The organism is Actinomycetospora chiangmaiensis DSM 45062, assembly GCF_000379625.1.
Lineage (GTDB): Bacteria > Actinomycetota > Actinomycetes > Mycobacteriales > Pseudonocardiaceae > Actinomycetospora > Actinomycetospora chiangmaiensis.
Genome location: NZ_KB903240.1, coordinates 1 through 13755 on the forward strand (window position 1 = coordinate 1; position 13755 = coordinate 13755).

The 13755-nt window shown below is 74.0% G+C and carries 17 protein-coding genes; 14 read left to right on the forward strand and 3 right to left on the reverse strand.

The genetic code is table 11. The features are described 5' to 3' along the window. Positions 1-394 (reverse strand): VIT1/CCC1 transporter family protein (locus tag A3CO_RS0117040; RefSeq protein WP_018333447.1); only part of this gene is annotated, 394 nt, incomplete at its 3' end. A 213-nt stretch (positions 395-607) separates the two neighbouring features. Here A3CO_RS0117040 and A3CO_RS32810 point away from each other — a divergent pair. The 8 genes from A3CO_RS32810 (at position 608) to A3CO_RS40090 (ending at position 7564) form a co-directional block, all read left to right on the forward strand. Further along, positions 608-865 carry a ferrous iron transport protein A gene (locus A3CO_RS32810; protein ID WP_018333448.1) on the forward strand — a complete coding sequence of 86 codons (258 nt, stop codon included), beginning with the start codon at positions 608-610 and terminating at the stop codon, positions 863-865. Beyond that, positions 858-2981 (forward strand): ferrous iron transport protein B, encoded by a 2124-nt coding sequence (gene feoB, locus A3CO_RS0117055; RefSeq protein ID WP_026204700.1) that lies wholly within the window; start codon positions 858-860, stop codon positions 2979-2981. Before A3CO_RS32810 ends, feoB begins: the two co-directional genes overlap by 8 nt. Further along, a complete protein-coding gene (locus A3CO_RS32815; protein ID WP_018333450.1) occupies positions 2978-3244 on the forward strand; it encodes a FeoC-like transcriptional regulator in 267 nt (88 codons plus the stop codon). The genes feoB and A3CO_RS32815 overlap by 4 nt, the downstream gene beginning before the upstream one ends. A gap of 137 nt (positions 3245-3381) precedes the next feature. Beyond that, positions 3382-3798 carry a hypothetical protein gene (locus A3CO_RS0117065; RefSeq protein ID WP_018333451.1) on the forward strand — a complete coding sequence of 139 codons (417 nt, stop codon included), beginning with the start codon at positions 3382-3384 and terminating at the stop codon, positions 3796-3798. A 68-nt stretch (positions 3799-3866) separates the two neighbouring features. Next, positions 3867-4751 (forward strand): hotdog family protein, encoded by an 885-nt coding sequence (locus A3CO_RS32820; protein ID WP_157647667.1) that lies wholly within the window; start codon positions 3867-3869, stop codon positions 4749-4751. Then, entirely contained in the window at positions 4748-5224 is a 477-nt protein-coding gene (locus tag A3CO_RS0117075) for an SRPBCC family protein (protein WP_018333453.1), read from the forward strand. Before A3CO_RS32820 ends, A3CO_RS0117075 begins: the two co-directional genes overlap by 4 nt. 67 nt (positions 5225-5291) lie before the next feature. Then, positions 5292-6794 carry an efflux RND transporter periplasmic adaptor subunit gene (locus A3CO_RS40085; protein ID WP_018333454.1) on the forward strand — a complete coding sequence of 501 codons (1503 nt, stop codon included), beginning with the start codon at positions 5292-5294 and terminating at the stop codon, positions 6792-6794. Beyond that, positions 6791-7564 (forward strand): efflux RND transporter periplasmic adaptor subunit, encoded by a 774-nt coding sequence (locus A3CO_RS40090; protein ID WP_018333455.1) that lies wholly within the window; start codon positions 6791-6793, stop codon positions 7562-7564. Before A3CO_RS40085 ends, A3CO_RS40090 begins: the two co-directional genes overlap by 4 nt. Positions 7565-7734: 170 nt before the next feature. On the opposite strand, the gene A3CO_RS0117090 is transcribed toward A3CO_RS40090, so the two are convergent. Then, positions 7735-7962 (reverse strand): hypothetical protein, encoded by a 228-nt coding sequence (locus A3CO_RS0117090; RefSeq protein WP_018333456.1) that lies wholly within the window; start codon positions 7960-7962, stop codon positions 7735-7737. A 112-nt stretch (positions 7963-8074) separates the two neighbouring features. After that, entirely contained in the window at positions 8075-8710 is a 636-nt protein-coding gene (locus A3CO_RS0117095) for an MOSC domain-containing protein (protein ID WP_018333457.1), read from the reverse strand. 41 nt (positions 8711-8751) lie between these two features. On the opposite strand from A3CO_RS0117095, the gene A3CO_RS0117100 reads away from it, so the two are divergent. The 6 genes from A3CO_RS0117100 to A3CO_RS38220 all read left to right on the forward strand — a co-directional run bounded on the left by A3CO_RS0117100 (position 8752) and on the right by A3CO_RS38220 (position 13737). Further along, on the forward strand, positions 8752-9645 hold the full coding sequence (locus tag A3CO_RS0117100) for a DUF72 domain-containing protein (protein WP_018333458.1): 894 nt from the start codon (positions 8752-8754) through the stop codon (positions 9643-9645). Positions 9646-9766: 121 nt separating this feature from the next. Continuing rightward, complete coding sequence (locus A3CO_RS32825) at positions 9767-10474, forward strand: GAF and ANTAR domain-containing protein (protein WP_018333459.1); 708 nt, start codon at positions 9767-9769, stop codon at positions 10472-10474. 181 nt (positions 10475-10655) lie between these two features. After that, positions 10656-11492, forward strand: coding sequence for an ANTAR domain-containing protein (locus tag A3CO_RS0117115; RefSeq protein WP_245561520.1), 837 nt, complete (start codon positions 10656-10658; stop codon positions 11490-11492). 442 nt (positions 11493-11934) lie between these two features. Continuing rightward, positions 11935-12351, forward strand: a complete 417-nt coding sequence (locus tag A3CO_RS0117120; RefSeq protein WP_018333461.1) for a MarR family winged helix-turn-helix transcriptional regulator — start codon at positions 11935-11937, stop codon at positions 12349-12351. 39 nt (positions 12352-12390) lie between these two features. Then, complete coding sequence (locus A3CO_RS0117125; RefSeq protein WP_018333462.1) at positions 12391-13416, forward strand: aldo/keto reductase; 1026 nt, start codon at positions 12391-12393, stop codon at positions 13414-13416. Between the two features lie 162 nt (positions 13417-13578). Continuing rightward, on the forward strand, positions 13579-13737 hold the full coding sequence (locus A3CO_RS38220; RefSeq protein ID WP_018333464.1) for a hypothetical protein: 159 nt from the start codon (positions 13579-13581) through the stop codon (positions 13735-13737). Positions 13738-13755: the final 18 nt, after the last annotated feature.

The following is a 13755-nucleotide window of genomic DNA, read 5'->3' on the forward strand; positions in this document are numbered from 1 at the left end:
GTTCGCGGGCGACCTGCATGGCGGTCTGCTCGCTGAGGCCCTTGGCCGCGTAGATCGCGGCGAGTTCCTCGAGTTCCTCCTCGGGGTCCTCGGCGAGTTCGCGGCGTTCCTTGGCGAGCAGGGAGCGTTCGGCGTCGCGTTGGCTGGAGACCGAGACGTACTCGCCGAGGGCCATGGAGACCGCGCCGGCNACNAGGCCGGCGACGCCGGCGGTGAGGATGGGGCCGCTGGCGATGGTGGCGCCGGCGACGCCGACGACGATGCCGGCGACCGAGACGATGCCGTCGTTGGCGCCGAGGACCCCGGCGCGCAGCCGGTTGAGCCGGTTCTCGTTCTGCTCGACGTGCGGCTCGTCCTCGTGGGTCGGCAGGACCTCCGCGCTCTCCTCGCTCACGACGACGAGTCAAGCAACGTCGGGCGGTCCGTGCCAGGAAAGCCAGGCTCGCCTGATTCCGCCCATTCGGCAGCGGAGGCTCGCCTCAACGCACTCTGCCGCCGTCCGATTCGTCGACATCATCCCGTTCCTGCTGGCTGCGGACCGCAGTTCCGGGGGCAATTGCGACGCGATGTTGAGCGCAGCGGATAGGCGAGGCTAACCTCCGCAGCGATGAGCGTTCCCGAGATCGCCGACCCGTCGACCCGCCCGCTGGACCAGTGGCCCGTCGGCACGAGGGGTGTCCTGCGTGCCGTCCGCGCGGCCGGCGCGCGGCGCCGTCGGCTCGCCGAGCTGGGCTTCGTCCCGGGCGCGGCGGTCGAGGTGGTCGGGCGGGGCGCGGGCGGACTGGTGGTCGGCGTGAACGCCGACGCCCGGGTCGCGATCGACCGTGCCGGTGCGGAGGAGCTGTGGGTGGCCGTTCATGACTGAGGTGTCCGTGCGCCGGTCGCGCAGCGCGGCGGCGGTGCTGCTCGAGAAGCCGTGCTGTGTCGACGGCGAGGACGCCGCTCCGGTCGGCGCGCCGCGGGTGGTGCTGGTCGGCAACCCCAACGTCGGGAAGTCGACGCTGTTCAACGCCCTCACGGGGGCCCGGCAGCACGTCGGGAACTGGCCCGGCAAGACGGTCGCGGTCGCCTCGGGGCAGTGGCGTCCGGGCAGCGGACCCGCCGTCGGGCTGGTGGACCTCCCCGGGACGTACAGCCTGGTGCCGGACTCGCCGGACGAGGAGCTGACGCGCGAGATCCTGGTCGAGGACCCGGCTCGTCGTCCGGAACTCGTCGTCGCGGTCCTCGACGCCTCCAACCTGACGCGCAACCTGTACCTGGCCGCGCAGATCGCCGACACCGGCGTGCCGGTGGTGGTCGCGCTGACGATGGTGGACGTCGCCCGGTCCCGCGGCGTCGACGTCGACCCGGAGGCGTTGTCGACCGCCCTCGGGGTGCCGGTGGTGCCGGTCGTCCCGCGCAGCGGGCAGGGCGTCGACGTCCTCGCGGGCGTCGTCGCCGGTGCGTTGAGCGCGCCCGCGGCGCCGGCCGTGCCGTCGCTCGGGGACGACCTCGACCGCGTGGTCGCGGCGCTCGAGCCCGGCGGCCCGGCCTCCCGGTGGCGCGCGCTCGCGGCCCTCGAGCGGGCGGACGGTCCGGCGCGGGAGATCGCCGTCGGGCTGGTGGAGCCGGGGACGCCCGACGACGAGGTGGCCGAGGAGGTCGAGCTGCTCGTCGCCGAGGCGCGCTACGCCTGGGCGCACCGGGTGCTGGCGAGCGCCGTCGCACGTCGTGGCGACCGCGTGACATGGTCCGACCGCGCCGACCGCGTCCTCACCTCCCGCTGGTTCGGCCTGCCGATCTTCCTGGCCGTGATGTGGGGCGTCTTCGAGGCCACCACGTCGATCGCCGCTCCGCTGCAGGACGCGGTGCAGAGCCTGTTCGGTGGTCCGGTGTCGGACGGTCTTGGGTGGGTGCTGACCGCCGTGTCCGCCCCCGAGTGGCTCACGGGGCTGGTGCAGGACGGCCTGGTCGCCGGGGTCGGGCAGCTGCTGAGCTTCGCACCGCTCATGGCGATCATGTTCGTGCTGCTCGCCGTGCTCGAGGACTCCGGCTACATGGCCCGCGCGGCCTTCGTCGTCGACCGGCTGATGCGCCTGATGGGCCTGCCCGGGAAGGCGTTCCTGCCGATCATCGTCGGCTTCGGCTGCAACGTCCCGGCGCTGGCCGGGACCCGCATCCTGCGCAACCCCCGCCAGCGCCTGCTGATGGGGCTGATCATCCCGTTCGTCTCCTGCAGCGCCCGGCTGACGGTCTACGTGCTGCTCGCGGGCATCTTCTTCGGCAACCAGGCCGGGACGATGGTGTTCGGGATGTACGTGCTCTCGATCGTGCTGGTCGTCGGCATGGGCTGGGTGCTGCGACGGGTGCTGTTCCGTGACCTCGCCCACGAGCCGCTGCTGCTGGAGCTGCCGCCCTACCGCCGGCCCGCGCTGCGGGTCACCGCGATGCAGACCTGGCAGAAGCTGCGCTCCTTCCTGCGCACCGCGAGCGGCATCATCGTCGCCACGGTCACGGTGGTCTGGCTGCTGTCCTCGATCGCCGCGCCGGGAGCGGCCGCCGGGAGCTCCTTCGGGCACGTCGCGCCGGAGGAGAGCCTGTTCGGCTCCGTGTCGCAGGCCGTGGCCCCGGTGTTCGCGCCCGCCGGGTTCGACGACTGGCACGCGTCCGCCGCGCTCATCACCGGCTTCGTGGCCAAGGAGGCCGTCGTCGCCACGACGGCCCAGACCTACTCCGCCGAGGAGCCGGCCGACGTCCACCAGGCGGGCGCGCTCGGCCCGGCCCTGCGGGACACGTTCACGGCGACCTCCGGCGGCCACGTCGTCGCGGCCGTTCTCGCCTTCATGGTCTTCCTGCTGGCCTACACGCCGTGCATGACGACGGTCGCTGCGCAGCGCCAGGAGATCGGTACCCGGTGGACGGCGGTCGGCATCGTCATGCAGCTCGCGGTGGCCTGGCTGCTCGCGGTGGCCGTGTTCCAGGTCGGGGTGCTGCTCTCGTGAGCGCGCTGCGACAGGTGCTCGAGGAGGTCCGCTCGGGCCGCGCTCGGGGGCTCGACGACCTCGCCGCCCGCGTCGGGGTCTCCCGCGACGAGGCGTCCGCGATGGTCGACCACTGGGTGCGCAAGGGCCGCCTCGACGTGACCGACCTCAGCGCCGCGTGCAGCAGCGGCGGTTGCGGCTCCTGCCCGTCGGGCGACCACGGCAGCCCGGGCTGCGGGACGAGCGGCCCCGTCCTGCTCGCCATCAGCGTGCGCCGGCCGTAGGCACCCTGGGGGCGAGTGTGACGTCCGGCAGGATGCATGGGCCCGGAGCCCGCCTGACGTAGCCCTCGCGAGATCGGCCCCGCCGGGTTCTGCCGAACCGCCCCCGGCCGGGCACGACGTCGGTCACGCTCGTCGACATGACCGACGTGATGCCCCCGGCCCCGGACCTGCCGCCGCTGCTGACCGACGACGATGTGCTCGACCGCGTGGAGTCCCTCGTGGGCACCGCGCGCGAGGACCGCACGCTCTGGCTCGTCCCGCTCGACGGCGACCGCCGCCAGCCGCCCCTGCTCATCCCCATCCAGGACGTGCCCTACCTGCCCGGGGACCTCGTCGCCGGGCTCGGCACCGTGATCGCCGGATTCCTGCCGGGCCTGAGCACCGCGGCCGGGCCAGGCTCGGTGGTCTTCGTGCTCGAACGCTTCGGCCCCGCGACGGTCCACCCCGCCGACCGGGACTGGGCCGAGGCGCTCGTCGCCATGTGCGAGGCGCGCGGGGTGGTCCAGCGCGGCGTCTTCACGGCGACGTCGGCCGGAGTGGTGAGGCTGGTGTGACCGGCCCCGCCTGTGACGCCCGCCGGGGCGGCTGCTCCGGGCACGCCGGGACGGCCACGATGGGCCGCATGCCCGAATCGCACCCGGCGGCACTGACCCATCCCGCGGCCTACCCCGTGCTGCGGGAGGTCGCCCCGCGGTACTCCGACCTCGGGCCCGACGGCAGCGTCTCCGCGACCGGCGTGACGCGCTGGTTCGAGGACGCCCGCGTCGGCCAGGAGCTGCCGGCCTTCCGGCGCCTGATCGAGGACGGGGAGTTCGGGGCCTTCCGGATCCTGCTCGCCGCGCAGTCGGTCGAGCGGCTCGACCACATGCCCTTCGACGGGAAGTACCGCATCGGCGTCGGCGTCCGCCGCGTCGGCGGCTCGTCGTTCACCTACGGCTACGCCGTGTTCTGCGACGACCGCTGCGTCGCCCTCGGCAGCACCGTCACGGTGTTCGCCACCGACGCGGGTCCGGCGCACCTGCCCGACGCGCTGCGCACCGACCTCGGCGGCATGGTCCTCGACGAGCCGGACGCCCCGGCCGCGTACCAGCCCGGTCCGGAGCGCCGCGACCGGTCGTCCTACCCGTTCGCGGTGGCGCTGCGGGCGCGGGTCGGCGACATCGACACCAACCGGCACGTGAACAACGTGACCCTGGTCAGCTGGTACGCCGACGGCGTCGCCGCGCTGCACGACGAGCTGCTGACGTCGGGCTGGGGCGGCCCGCCGCCCGAGCTCGCCCCCGCCGCCTACCGCGTGCAGTACGTGGCCGAGGTCGGCTACCCGGCGCAGTACGAGATCGGCGTCGCGGTCCTCGGGGGCGACGACGACACCGTCACCTACGGGCTCGGGGTGTTCCTCGGGGACCGGTGCGTCGGGCTCGCCGACGCGGTCGGCCCCCGCCGGGCGTACGACGGGACCCGGCTCGACGCGACCCTGCTCGACGGGTGGCGCATGATCGCGCCATGACCGACCGCATCGAGGTCTCCCGCACGATCCCCGCCGACGCCGCGACCATCTTCGCCGTGCTCACCGATCCGATCGGGCACGTCGCGATCGACAGCTCCGGCATGCTCATGGACGCGACGGGGGAGCGGGTCGGCGCGGTCGGGGACACCTTCGTCGTCCACATGGACCGCGAGGCCCTGGGCGACGTGCCGCTCGGCCGCTACGACGTGACCGTCACGATCTCGGCCTTCGAGCCCGACCGCGAGATCGCCTGGACCATCGAGGGCACGGTGCGCCCCTCGATCGGCCACGTCTACGGCTACCGGCTCGAGCCGCAGGGCCCCGACGACGGCACGCTCGTCACCTCGTACTACGACTGGTCGGACATCCGGCAGGAGTGGCGGGAGAAGCACGTCTTCCCGATCATCTCCGAGCAGGCGCTCAAGGGGACGCTCGGGATCCTCGAGCGCGTGGTGCGCCGCGGCTACCGGTGATCTCGCCGTGAGGTGGATAACGAGCCGGGAGTCGTATCCCAATTAGGGTCCGATACGTTCACGAACCGTGACCCGACGCTCGGCGCTCGCGACCCTGATGGCGGTGGCGGCCCTGACCCTGTCCGCGTGTGGCGGGTCCGGCGGGAACGCACCGCCACAGACCGTGCGCGTCGAACGCGCGGCGGTCAGCTCCGGTGTCGACTCCGGCGGTTCGGTCTCCGCGCTCGGGGCGACCAACCTCGGGTTCCCGACGGCGGGTCAGCTGACCTCGGTGCGGGTGAAGGTCGGGGACCGGGTCGAGGCCGGTGACGTCCTGGCCTCGATCGACGACTTCGCGGCCCGGCAGGCGCTCAAGCAGGCCCAGGCGGGCCTGGCGGGCCAGGAGGCGCAGTACGCGCAGACCAAGGACGGCACCCAGGTCGGCGGCGCGCAGAACTCGGTGGACGCCGCGGCCTCGGTGGTGTCGGCGACCAGGCGGCAGGTCGAGGCGACCCTGCGGGCCGACGACGCGGCGATCGCCGCGGCCCAGTCGGCGCTGCCCCGGGCGCAGGCCGGCTACGCGCAGGCGGCGCAGCAGCTGGCGAACGACCGGGCGGCGTGCGCGGCGGGCGGGGCCTACTCGACCGCCCCGGCGGCGCCGTGCAACGCGCTCATCGTCGACCAGTACGCGGTGCAGTCCGCCCAGCAGGGCCTGGTGCAGGCCCAGCAGTCGCTGCAGCAGGCGCAGCAGAAGCGGGGCGTCGACGCCGCGGCGGGCGATCTGCAGGTCGCCAGTGCCCGGCAGGGCCAGGTCAGCGCGCAGAACGGGCTGGACTCCGCGAGCGCCGCGCGCCCGAACAGCCTCGACGCCGCGGCGGCCGCGGTGGACAACGCGCGGACCCAGGTCGAGATCGCCCGGCGCAACCTCGCCAACACGACGCTGCGCGCACCCGCCGCCGGCGTCGTCTCCGCGCTCAACGGGGCGGTGGGGGAGTACCTGGCGCCGAGCTCCGGCACGTCGGCGCTGGCGCCCGGGTCCGACGCCACCATCCCCGGTGCGGCCCAGGCGGCCGGCGCCGCCGCGGGGGCCGCCGCGGCCGCGGCCTCGCCCTCGCGTCCCGGGGGCACCCAGTTCCTCGTCCTGCAGAACGTGGCGCAGTTCCAGGTGGTGGCCCCGTTCCAGGAGGTCGACGCGGCGAAGATCGCGCCCGCGCAGCGCACCGTGGTCTCGCTCGACGCCGTCCCCGAGCGCACCTTCGCCGGCACCGTGCTCTCGGTGGCGCCCTCCGGGACGGCGATCGGCGGCAGCATCGAGTACTACGTGACGATGGCGCTCACCGACACCGACCCGCGCATCCGTGACGGCCAGTCGGCGCGCGCCACCGTGGTCACCGCCCAGTCCGACCGGCTCTCGGTGCCCAACTCGGCGCTGCGCCGGGAGGGCAACGCCACCGTGGCCACCGTGCAGGAGCCCGACGGCCGCCAGGTGCCCACCCCGGTCACCACCGGGATCGCCGGAGCCGACCGCACCGAGATCCTCGGCGGTCTGACCGAGGGACAGCAGGTCGTCGTCGGCGGAGGGACGTCGTGAGCACACCGCAGGGAACCACCGACGCCGCCGACGGGGCCGGCGACACCGCCGCCACCGACGACACCGCCACACCGGCGGACGGCACCCCCGCACCCGCGAAGCGCCGGCCGCTCAAGCGGTCGACGAAGATCGCGCTCGCGGTCATCGTCGTGATCGCGCTGCTGGCGGCGATCGCCTTCGCGGTGTCGTACTTCCTCAACGCCAGCCGCTTCGTCTCCACCGACAACGCGCAGGTCGACGGCACGCAGATCCCGATCGTCGCCCCGGCCAGCGGCACCCTCACCGGCTGGAACGTCTCCGTCGGGACCGTGGTGCACAAAGACCAGGTCCTCGGCCGCGTCGAGCTGCAGGGGGCCTACGTGCAGCCCCAGCTCCCGATCCGGGCGCCCGCCGACGCCATCGTCGCCACCACGAACACCGCCGAGGGTGCCTACCTCACGGCCGGGACGCAGCTCGCGATCGCCTACGACCCGGCCAACGTGTACGTCACCGCGCGGGTCGACGAGACCGACATCGGCCAGGTGCAGGTCGGCCGCCCCGTCGACTTCACCGTCGACGCCTACCCGGGCCGGACCTTCCGCGGCTACGTCGACCAGATCCAAGGTGGTGCGGCCGCGGTCTTCTCCCCGTTCCCGCAGTCGAACTCCGGGGGCAACTTCCAGAAGGTCACCCAGGTCATCCCGGTGCGGGTCGGTATCACCGACCGGCAGGGCGCCGACCTCATCCCCGGCATGAACGTCACCGTCGACATCCACAAGCCGGGGCAGTAGCGGGGGCGGTCCACCGAACGGCCCCCATGGACCTGACGCTCGCGAACCTCCTGACGATCAGCCCGGCCGCGTTGCTCGCGGGCCTGCGACCGCGCTGATCGGGCCCGGACACGACGATGCCCGGCCCACCGCGCTGTGGGCCGGGCATCGTCGTTCCCCCCGGGGAGGCGTCAGGCGTCGAGGCTGGCGCGGTGCAGGTCGCGGAGCTCGGCGGAGAGTCGGGCCACGACCGGGTCGGACGCCGCCCACCGGGCCACGTCGTCCGCGGCACCGGCGTCGCCGTGCGACGTCAGCACGTGCAGCGTCACGAGGTCGTCGAACCAGTCGGGCCGGTCGGCGGCGGGCGCCTGCTCCCCGACGTCCGTGGGCACGTCCCAGGGGCTGCCGATCATCGTCATCCAGGTCCTCCACGTCGTCGTGTGCTGAGCACGAGTGTCTGGCACTACCCGCCGGTATCGCGGGCTTGTCGCGGACGCCACAACGGAGGGTGACGACTGGTTGAACCTTCAGTCACCGGAGGCGCCGCAGCACCCGGTCCCGGACGTCGTCGGGCAGGGCATCGAGGGCGGGGAGGAGCTCGGGCAGGAGCTCGGGCGCCGTCATCACCGCCCGGAAGGCCAGCCCGATCGTCACGTCGTGGTCGGGTCGCTCGACCACCACCGCGTCGCCCGCCACGACGGTCCCGGGCGTGACGACGCGCAGGTAGGCCCCGGGCACACCCGCCGTCGTGAACTCCCTGACCCACCCGGCCCGCTCCAGCCAGGCCGCGAAGGTGCGGCAGGGGATGCGGGGGACCGTGACCTGCAGGACGAGTCCCTGTCCGACGTGCCAGCGTTCGCCGATCCGCGCGCCCGTGACGTCGAGGTCCCGCGTCGTCAGGTTCTCCCCGAACGTCCCGGCGCGCAGGGGCCCGAGGTGCGGTTCCCACGCGTCGAGGTCCTCGCGGGCGTAGGCGTACACGGCCTGGTCCGGGCCGCCGTGGTGGTCGACGTCGCTGATCCGGTCGCCCGCGAGGCCGCTGCACCCGGCGGCGGGGACCGCGATCGACACCGCGCCGGGGACGGGCCGTTTGTCGATCCCGGAGCGCCCGGTCTTCGCGAGGACCGCCCGTTCCACCCCGACGTTCACCGACTCGATCACGCCCACCGCTCGACGGTAGCCCGCGCACGGGCAGCGCCTGCGGGAGCATGGCGCGGGTGGACGCCGGCCGGGTACGCATCGGCACCTCGGGGTGGACCTACGACCACTGGCAGGGCACCTTCTACCCCGACGGGCTCGCGAAGCGCCGGCGCCTCGAGTACCTCGCCTCCCGGCTCGACGCCGCGGAGGTCAACGGGACCTTCTACTCGCTGCAGCGGGCGTCGACCTTCCGCCGCTGGGCGGCGGCGACGGGGGAGGACTTCCGCTTCGCGGTGAAGGGGAGCCGCTACATCACGCACATGAAGCGCCTGCGCGACGTCGAGCAGGCGCTCGGTCGGTTCCTGGCCTCGGGGCCGCTGGCGCTGGGGGAGAAGCTCGGGCCGGTGCTCTGGCAGCTGCCGCCGGCGATGCGGTGGGACGCCGAGCTCATCGGCGGATTCCTCGGGGGGCTCCCGCGCAGCACCGCCACGGCTGCGGACCGGGCGCGGCCCTACGCGGAGCTCGTGCGCGACCCCTGCACCGACGTCGACGTCGACCGGCCCCTGCGGCACGCCCTCGAGGCCCGACATCCGAGCTTCCGGGACCCGGCCGTCGTCCGGGCGCTGCGCGAGCTCGACGTCTCGCTCGTCGTCTCCGACGGGGCGGGGGCCTTCCCGCGCTTCGACGACGTCACTGCCGATCCGGTCTACGTGCGGCTGCACGGCGACACCGAGCTCTACCGCAGCGGGTACTCCCCGGCGGCCCTGAGGGCGTGGGCGGCGCGTGTCCGGGCGTGGGCGGAGGGGGAGTCGCCCGCCTCCGCGGACACCATCGCGCCCGGGGTGCCGGCGCCCCCGGTGCCGCGCGACGTGTGGGTCTTCTTCGACAACGACGGCGGGGGACACGCGCCCGCCGACGCCCTGGCGCTCGCCGCGCGTTGCCGCGGAGAGGACGGGACATGACACGCGCCACCGGAGCCGGACCTGTCGTCCCTCCGGGTGACGGTATTGGTTAAAGTTCCCGGATTCCTGGTTCAGCCGTGAGGCAGGCACGTCGACGTGTCGTCCCGGCTGAGGAAACCAGGTGCATCCGAGGGACCTTCTCGCCTCGTCCGCGCGTCTGTCGCACGAGCTGCTCGCGATCATCCACGACGAACCGCCATCGCTCGACCGCATCGCCGCCGGCCTCGCCGACGCCGCCGCGGCCGCCGTCCCGCTGCCCGACCACGACGTCGCCGTGACGCTCCGCGTCGACCGCACCCGCCTCGTCCGGGCGGCCACCACCCGCGTGGCCCGCGAGCTCGTGACCCTGGAGGGCCGACTCGGGGCAGGGCCGACCGTGCAGGCCCTGGACGAGATCCGCGTCGTGGGGTCCGGGGACCGGGGGCCCGTGCCGGACGCGTGGTCCGACGCGGTCGCCCGCGCGGGCTACCACGACGTCGTCGCCGCGCCCGTCGTCATCGCGGGGTCCGCGGCGGGAGCGGTCACGCTCCACCGGCGCGCGCCGGGGGACGGCGAGGACGACCGGGAGGTGGTCGCGCTGATCGCCCACCAGGCCGCGCTGGTGGTCGAGGCCGGCCGCCGTCTCCTGCAGCTCCGCGACGCCGTGGCCAGTCGGGACGTCATCGGCCAGGCCAAGGGCATCCTCATGAGCCGCTACGGCATCGACGCCGCGACGGCGTTCGGGCGCCTGGTGGAGGCGTCGCAGGACATGAACGTCAAGCTGGTCGACATCGCCCGCTGGTACGTGACGGACCAGGACGGGACTGCGCCGGCCCCCCGTCCGTCGTGAGTCGATGCTGGTGAGGTCGGTCCTGGCGGCAGCGAGGTCTGCACCATCCAGGACCTGCACCTGCCGACCGCCCGGGCAGCCGGCGGGTGCGGCGGAGGTCTACCCGGCCGCCCTGCGCCACTAACGCACGCCCCGACCGGGCCGAGGCGGTGAGGAACCTCCTGTGCGCAGGACCTCGGCGGTGGGGTACGTAGTCCTCATGGCGACGGAGCGGGAGTGGCAGGCGGCCAGGCGGCGGTTCGTCGAGGACGCGGACGGCGCCGGGGGAGGCGCGGGCGGCACCCCGACGGCCGTCGAGGACCTCGGTCCGCTCGGTGACCAGTTCTACGCCCTCGCCCGCGACCTGTTCGCCGTCCCGCCGGAACAGGGCGTCGGCGGGGTGCTCGAGCGGATCGTGGAGCGGGCCCGCGACCTCGCGCCGTCGGCCGCGATGGTCTCGGTGACCGTCCGCGAGCCCGACGGCTCGTTCCACACCCCGGTGGAGACCGACCCGCTCGCCACCCGGGCCGACCACATCCAGTACGAGACCGGCGAGGGGCCGTGCGTCGAGGTCGTCGCCGACGCGAGCACGGGCACCACCCACAGCCGCGACCTCGCGCGCGACCCGCGCTATCCGCGCTTCGGCCCCCGCGTCGCCGAGCTGGGGATGACCGCCGTGATCGCCACCGGCATGTTCCCCGAGAGCGACCCGCCGCGGCTCGGCGCGCTCAACTACTACTTCCGCTCGCCCGAGGACCTCGAGGACATCGACGAGGACATGATGCTGCTGCTCGCCGCCCACGCGGCGGTGGCGCTCCAGGCGGCACAGCGGGTGGAGGCCGAGCGGCTCCGGTCGGCCCAGCTCACCGACGCCCTGCAGTCCCGCGACGTCATCGGGCAGGCCAAGGGCATCCTCATGCAGCGCCGCGGGATCGACGCCGACGAGGCCTTCGACGTCCTGCGGCGTGCCTCACAGGACCTGAACGTCAAGATCCGCGACATCGCGACGACCATCGCCTCGCGCCGCGCCGAGCTGTAGGGCGCGGGGGGACGGCGACCCCAGGTCGTCGCGTCCGATCTGACATAATGTCGATTATCGGATCGCGGGGACCTGCGGAGACCGTGGTTCGCGTCGGGCAGGCCGGGACGTGCGTCCGCGCGCTGCGACCGTCTGACGACGGGTCGCCACCGGCCGGGTTCGGTGCGTCCGCCGGCGAGATGCACGCCGGTCAGGTCGCCGGCGTGCAGAGCCTGCTGACGTCTCTGTCGCGTCCGGCTCGGCTCGTGGGGCCACCGCGAGATGTACGCCGGGCAGGTCCAGGGCCCGCGGAACCCGCCTGACGTCACTCTCGCGCCGGGCTCGGCTCGTCGGGCTCGCAGCCGCCCCTCGTCATCCTCGCGGCCTGCTGGCGTCCCCCGATGTTGGTGAGTCCAACATACACTTCTAGTGTTGGCCTGACCAATACCGCGAGGAGAATCCCGTGCCCACCGCCTGGTCCGACCTGGAGACCTCGACCCTCACCCGCGCCGCGGCGCACGCCCAGACCCTGCTCGGACGTCGGCTCGCGGACGCCGGGTCGAGCCCGTTCGAGTACCGGGTGCTGGCGTCGCTCGCCGGCGTCGAGCACCGCACGCAGGCCGACCTCGGTCGGGCCGCCTCGCTCGACCGCAGCGACGTGACCGCGACGGTCCGGACCCTGGAGGGCAAAACGCTGGTGACCCGTCGTCAGGACCCCGACCACGCACGGCGGGTGCTGGTGGCCCTCTCCCCCGCCGGGACGGCGGCGTTCGCCGAGCTGGCGATCGTGGTGCACGAGGCACAGTCCGAGGTGTTCGGGGCCCTGACCCGCGACGAGCGCGCCCAGCTCACGGCGTTGCTGCGACGGGTGACGCCCTGAGTTGCGTTCGAGTGCGCTCGAACTCCTAGCGTGGTCGCCATGAGCCTCCCGATCACCACCCTCGGCGACGGACTGCAGGTCAGCGCGCTCGGCTTCGGCGGCATGGCGCTGTCCGACGTGTACGGCGCCACCGACCCGGACGAGGGCGTCCGTACCCTCCACGCGGCGCTCGACGCCGGCGTGACCTTCCTCGACACCGCCGACGTCTACGGCACCCCGCGCGAGGGCACCACCGGCCCGTCCGGCACCAACGAGGAGCTCGTCGCCCGCGTCCTGGCCGACCGGCGCGACGAGGTGCAGCTCGCGACGAAGTTCGGGATCACCGGGCAGGTCGGGAACGGCGCGACGCCCACGCGGGGCGACCGCGACTACGTCCGGCAGGCGTGCGAGAACTCGCTGCGCCGCCTCGGCACCGACACGATCGACCTGTACTACATGCACCGCCGCCAGCTCGACCTCCCGATCACCGAGACCGTCGCGGCCATGGCGGAGCTCGTGGCCGAGGGCAAGGTGCGCCACCTCGGGCTCTCGGAGGTCACCGCCACCGAACTCGCCGAGGCCGCCGCCGTGCACCCGATCGCCGCGGTCCAGAGCGAGTGGAGCATCTGGTCGCGCGACGTCGAGGCCCACGTCGTGCCGAAGGCCGTCGAGCTCGGCGTCGGATTCGTGCCCTACAGCCCGCTCGGGCGCGGCTTCCTCACCGGCACGGTCACGGCGGACCGGGTGGCGAGCACGATGCTCGCCAAGTCCCCGCGGTTCTCCGACCACCTCGACGCCAACCAGAAGGTCGTGGACGTGGTGCGCGAGGTCGCGGGCGAGCTCGACGCCACGGCCGCCCAGGTCGCGCTGGCGTGGGTGTACGCCCAAGGTGCGGCGTTCGGGATCCCGACGGTCCCGATCCCCGGCACGCGCTCCGCGCAGCGCGTCGTCGAGAACGCGGGCGCGGTGTCGCTGACGCTGTCCGCGGACCAGAAGTCCCGGCTCGACGCGGCCGCCGACCTCGTCCAGGGCAGCCGCAACTTCTCCTTCGCCGACGACGACTGGATCTCCTCCGGCCGCGAGTGAGCTCAGGGCCGGCGCAGGCCGTCCGACACCACGTCGAGGAGTCGGGCGGTCCGCGCGGGGTCCGCGGCGACGGAGAAGACGCCGACGAGCGCGGCCACGCCCGTCGCCACACTCGCGTCCGAGGAGTTCGCGGCGCACCTCGGCAGCCCCTTCGTCGGCCACGTGTTCGGCCTCGACGTCCCCGCCTCGTCCACCGCGACGCAGGCGCTCCTCGGCTGGCGCCCGCAGCACGCCGGGCTGCTGGCCGACCTCGCGACCGGCGACTACTTCCTGCCGGAGGCCGACGTGCGCACCGGGAACCACTGGTCACCGGCCCGGTGAGAGCGCCTCCGCCACGAC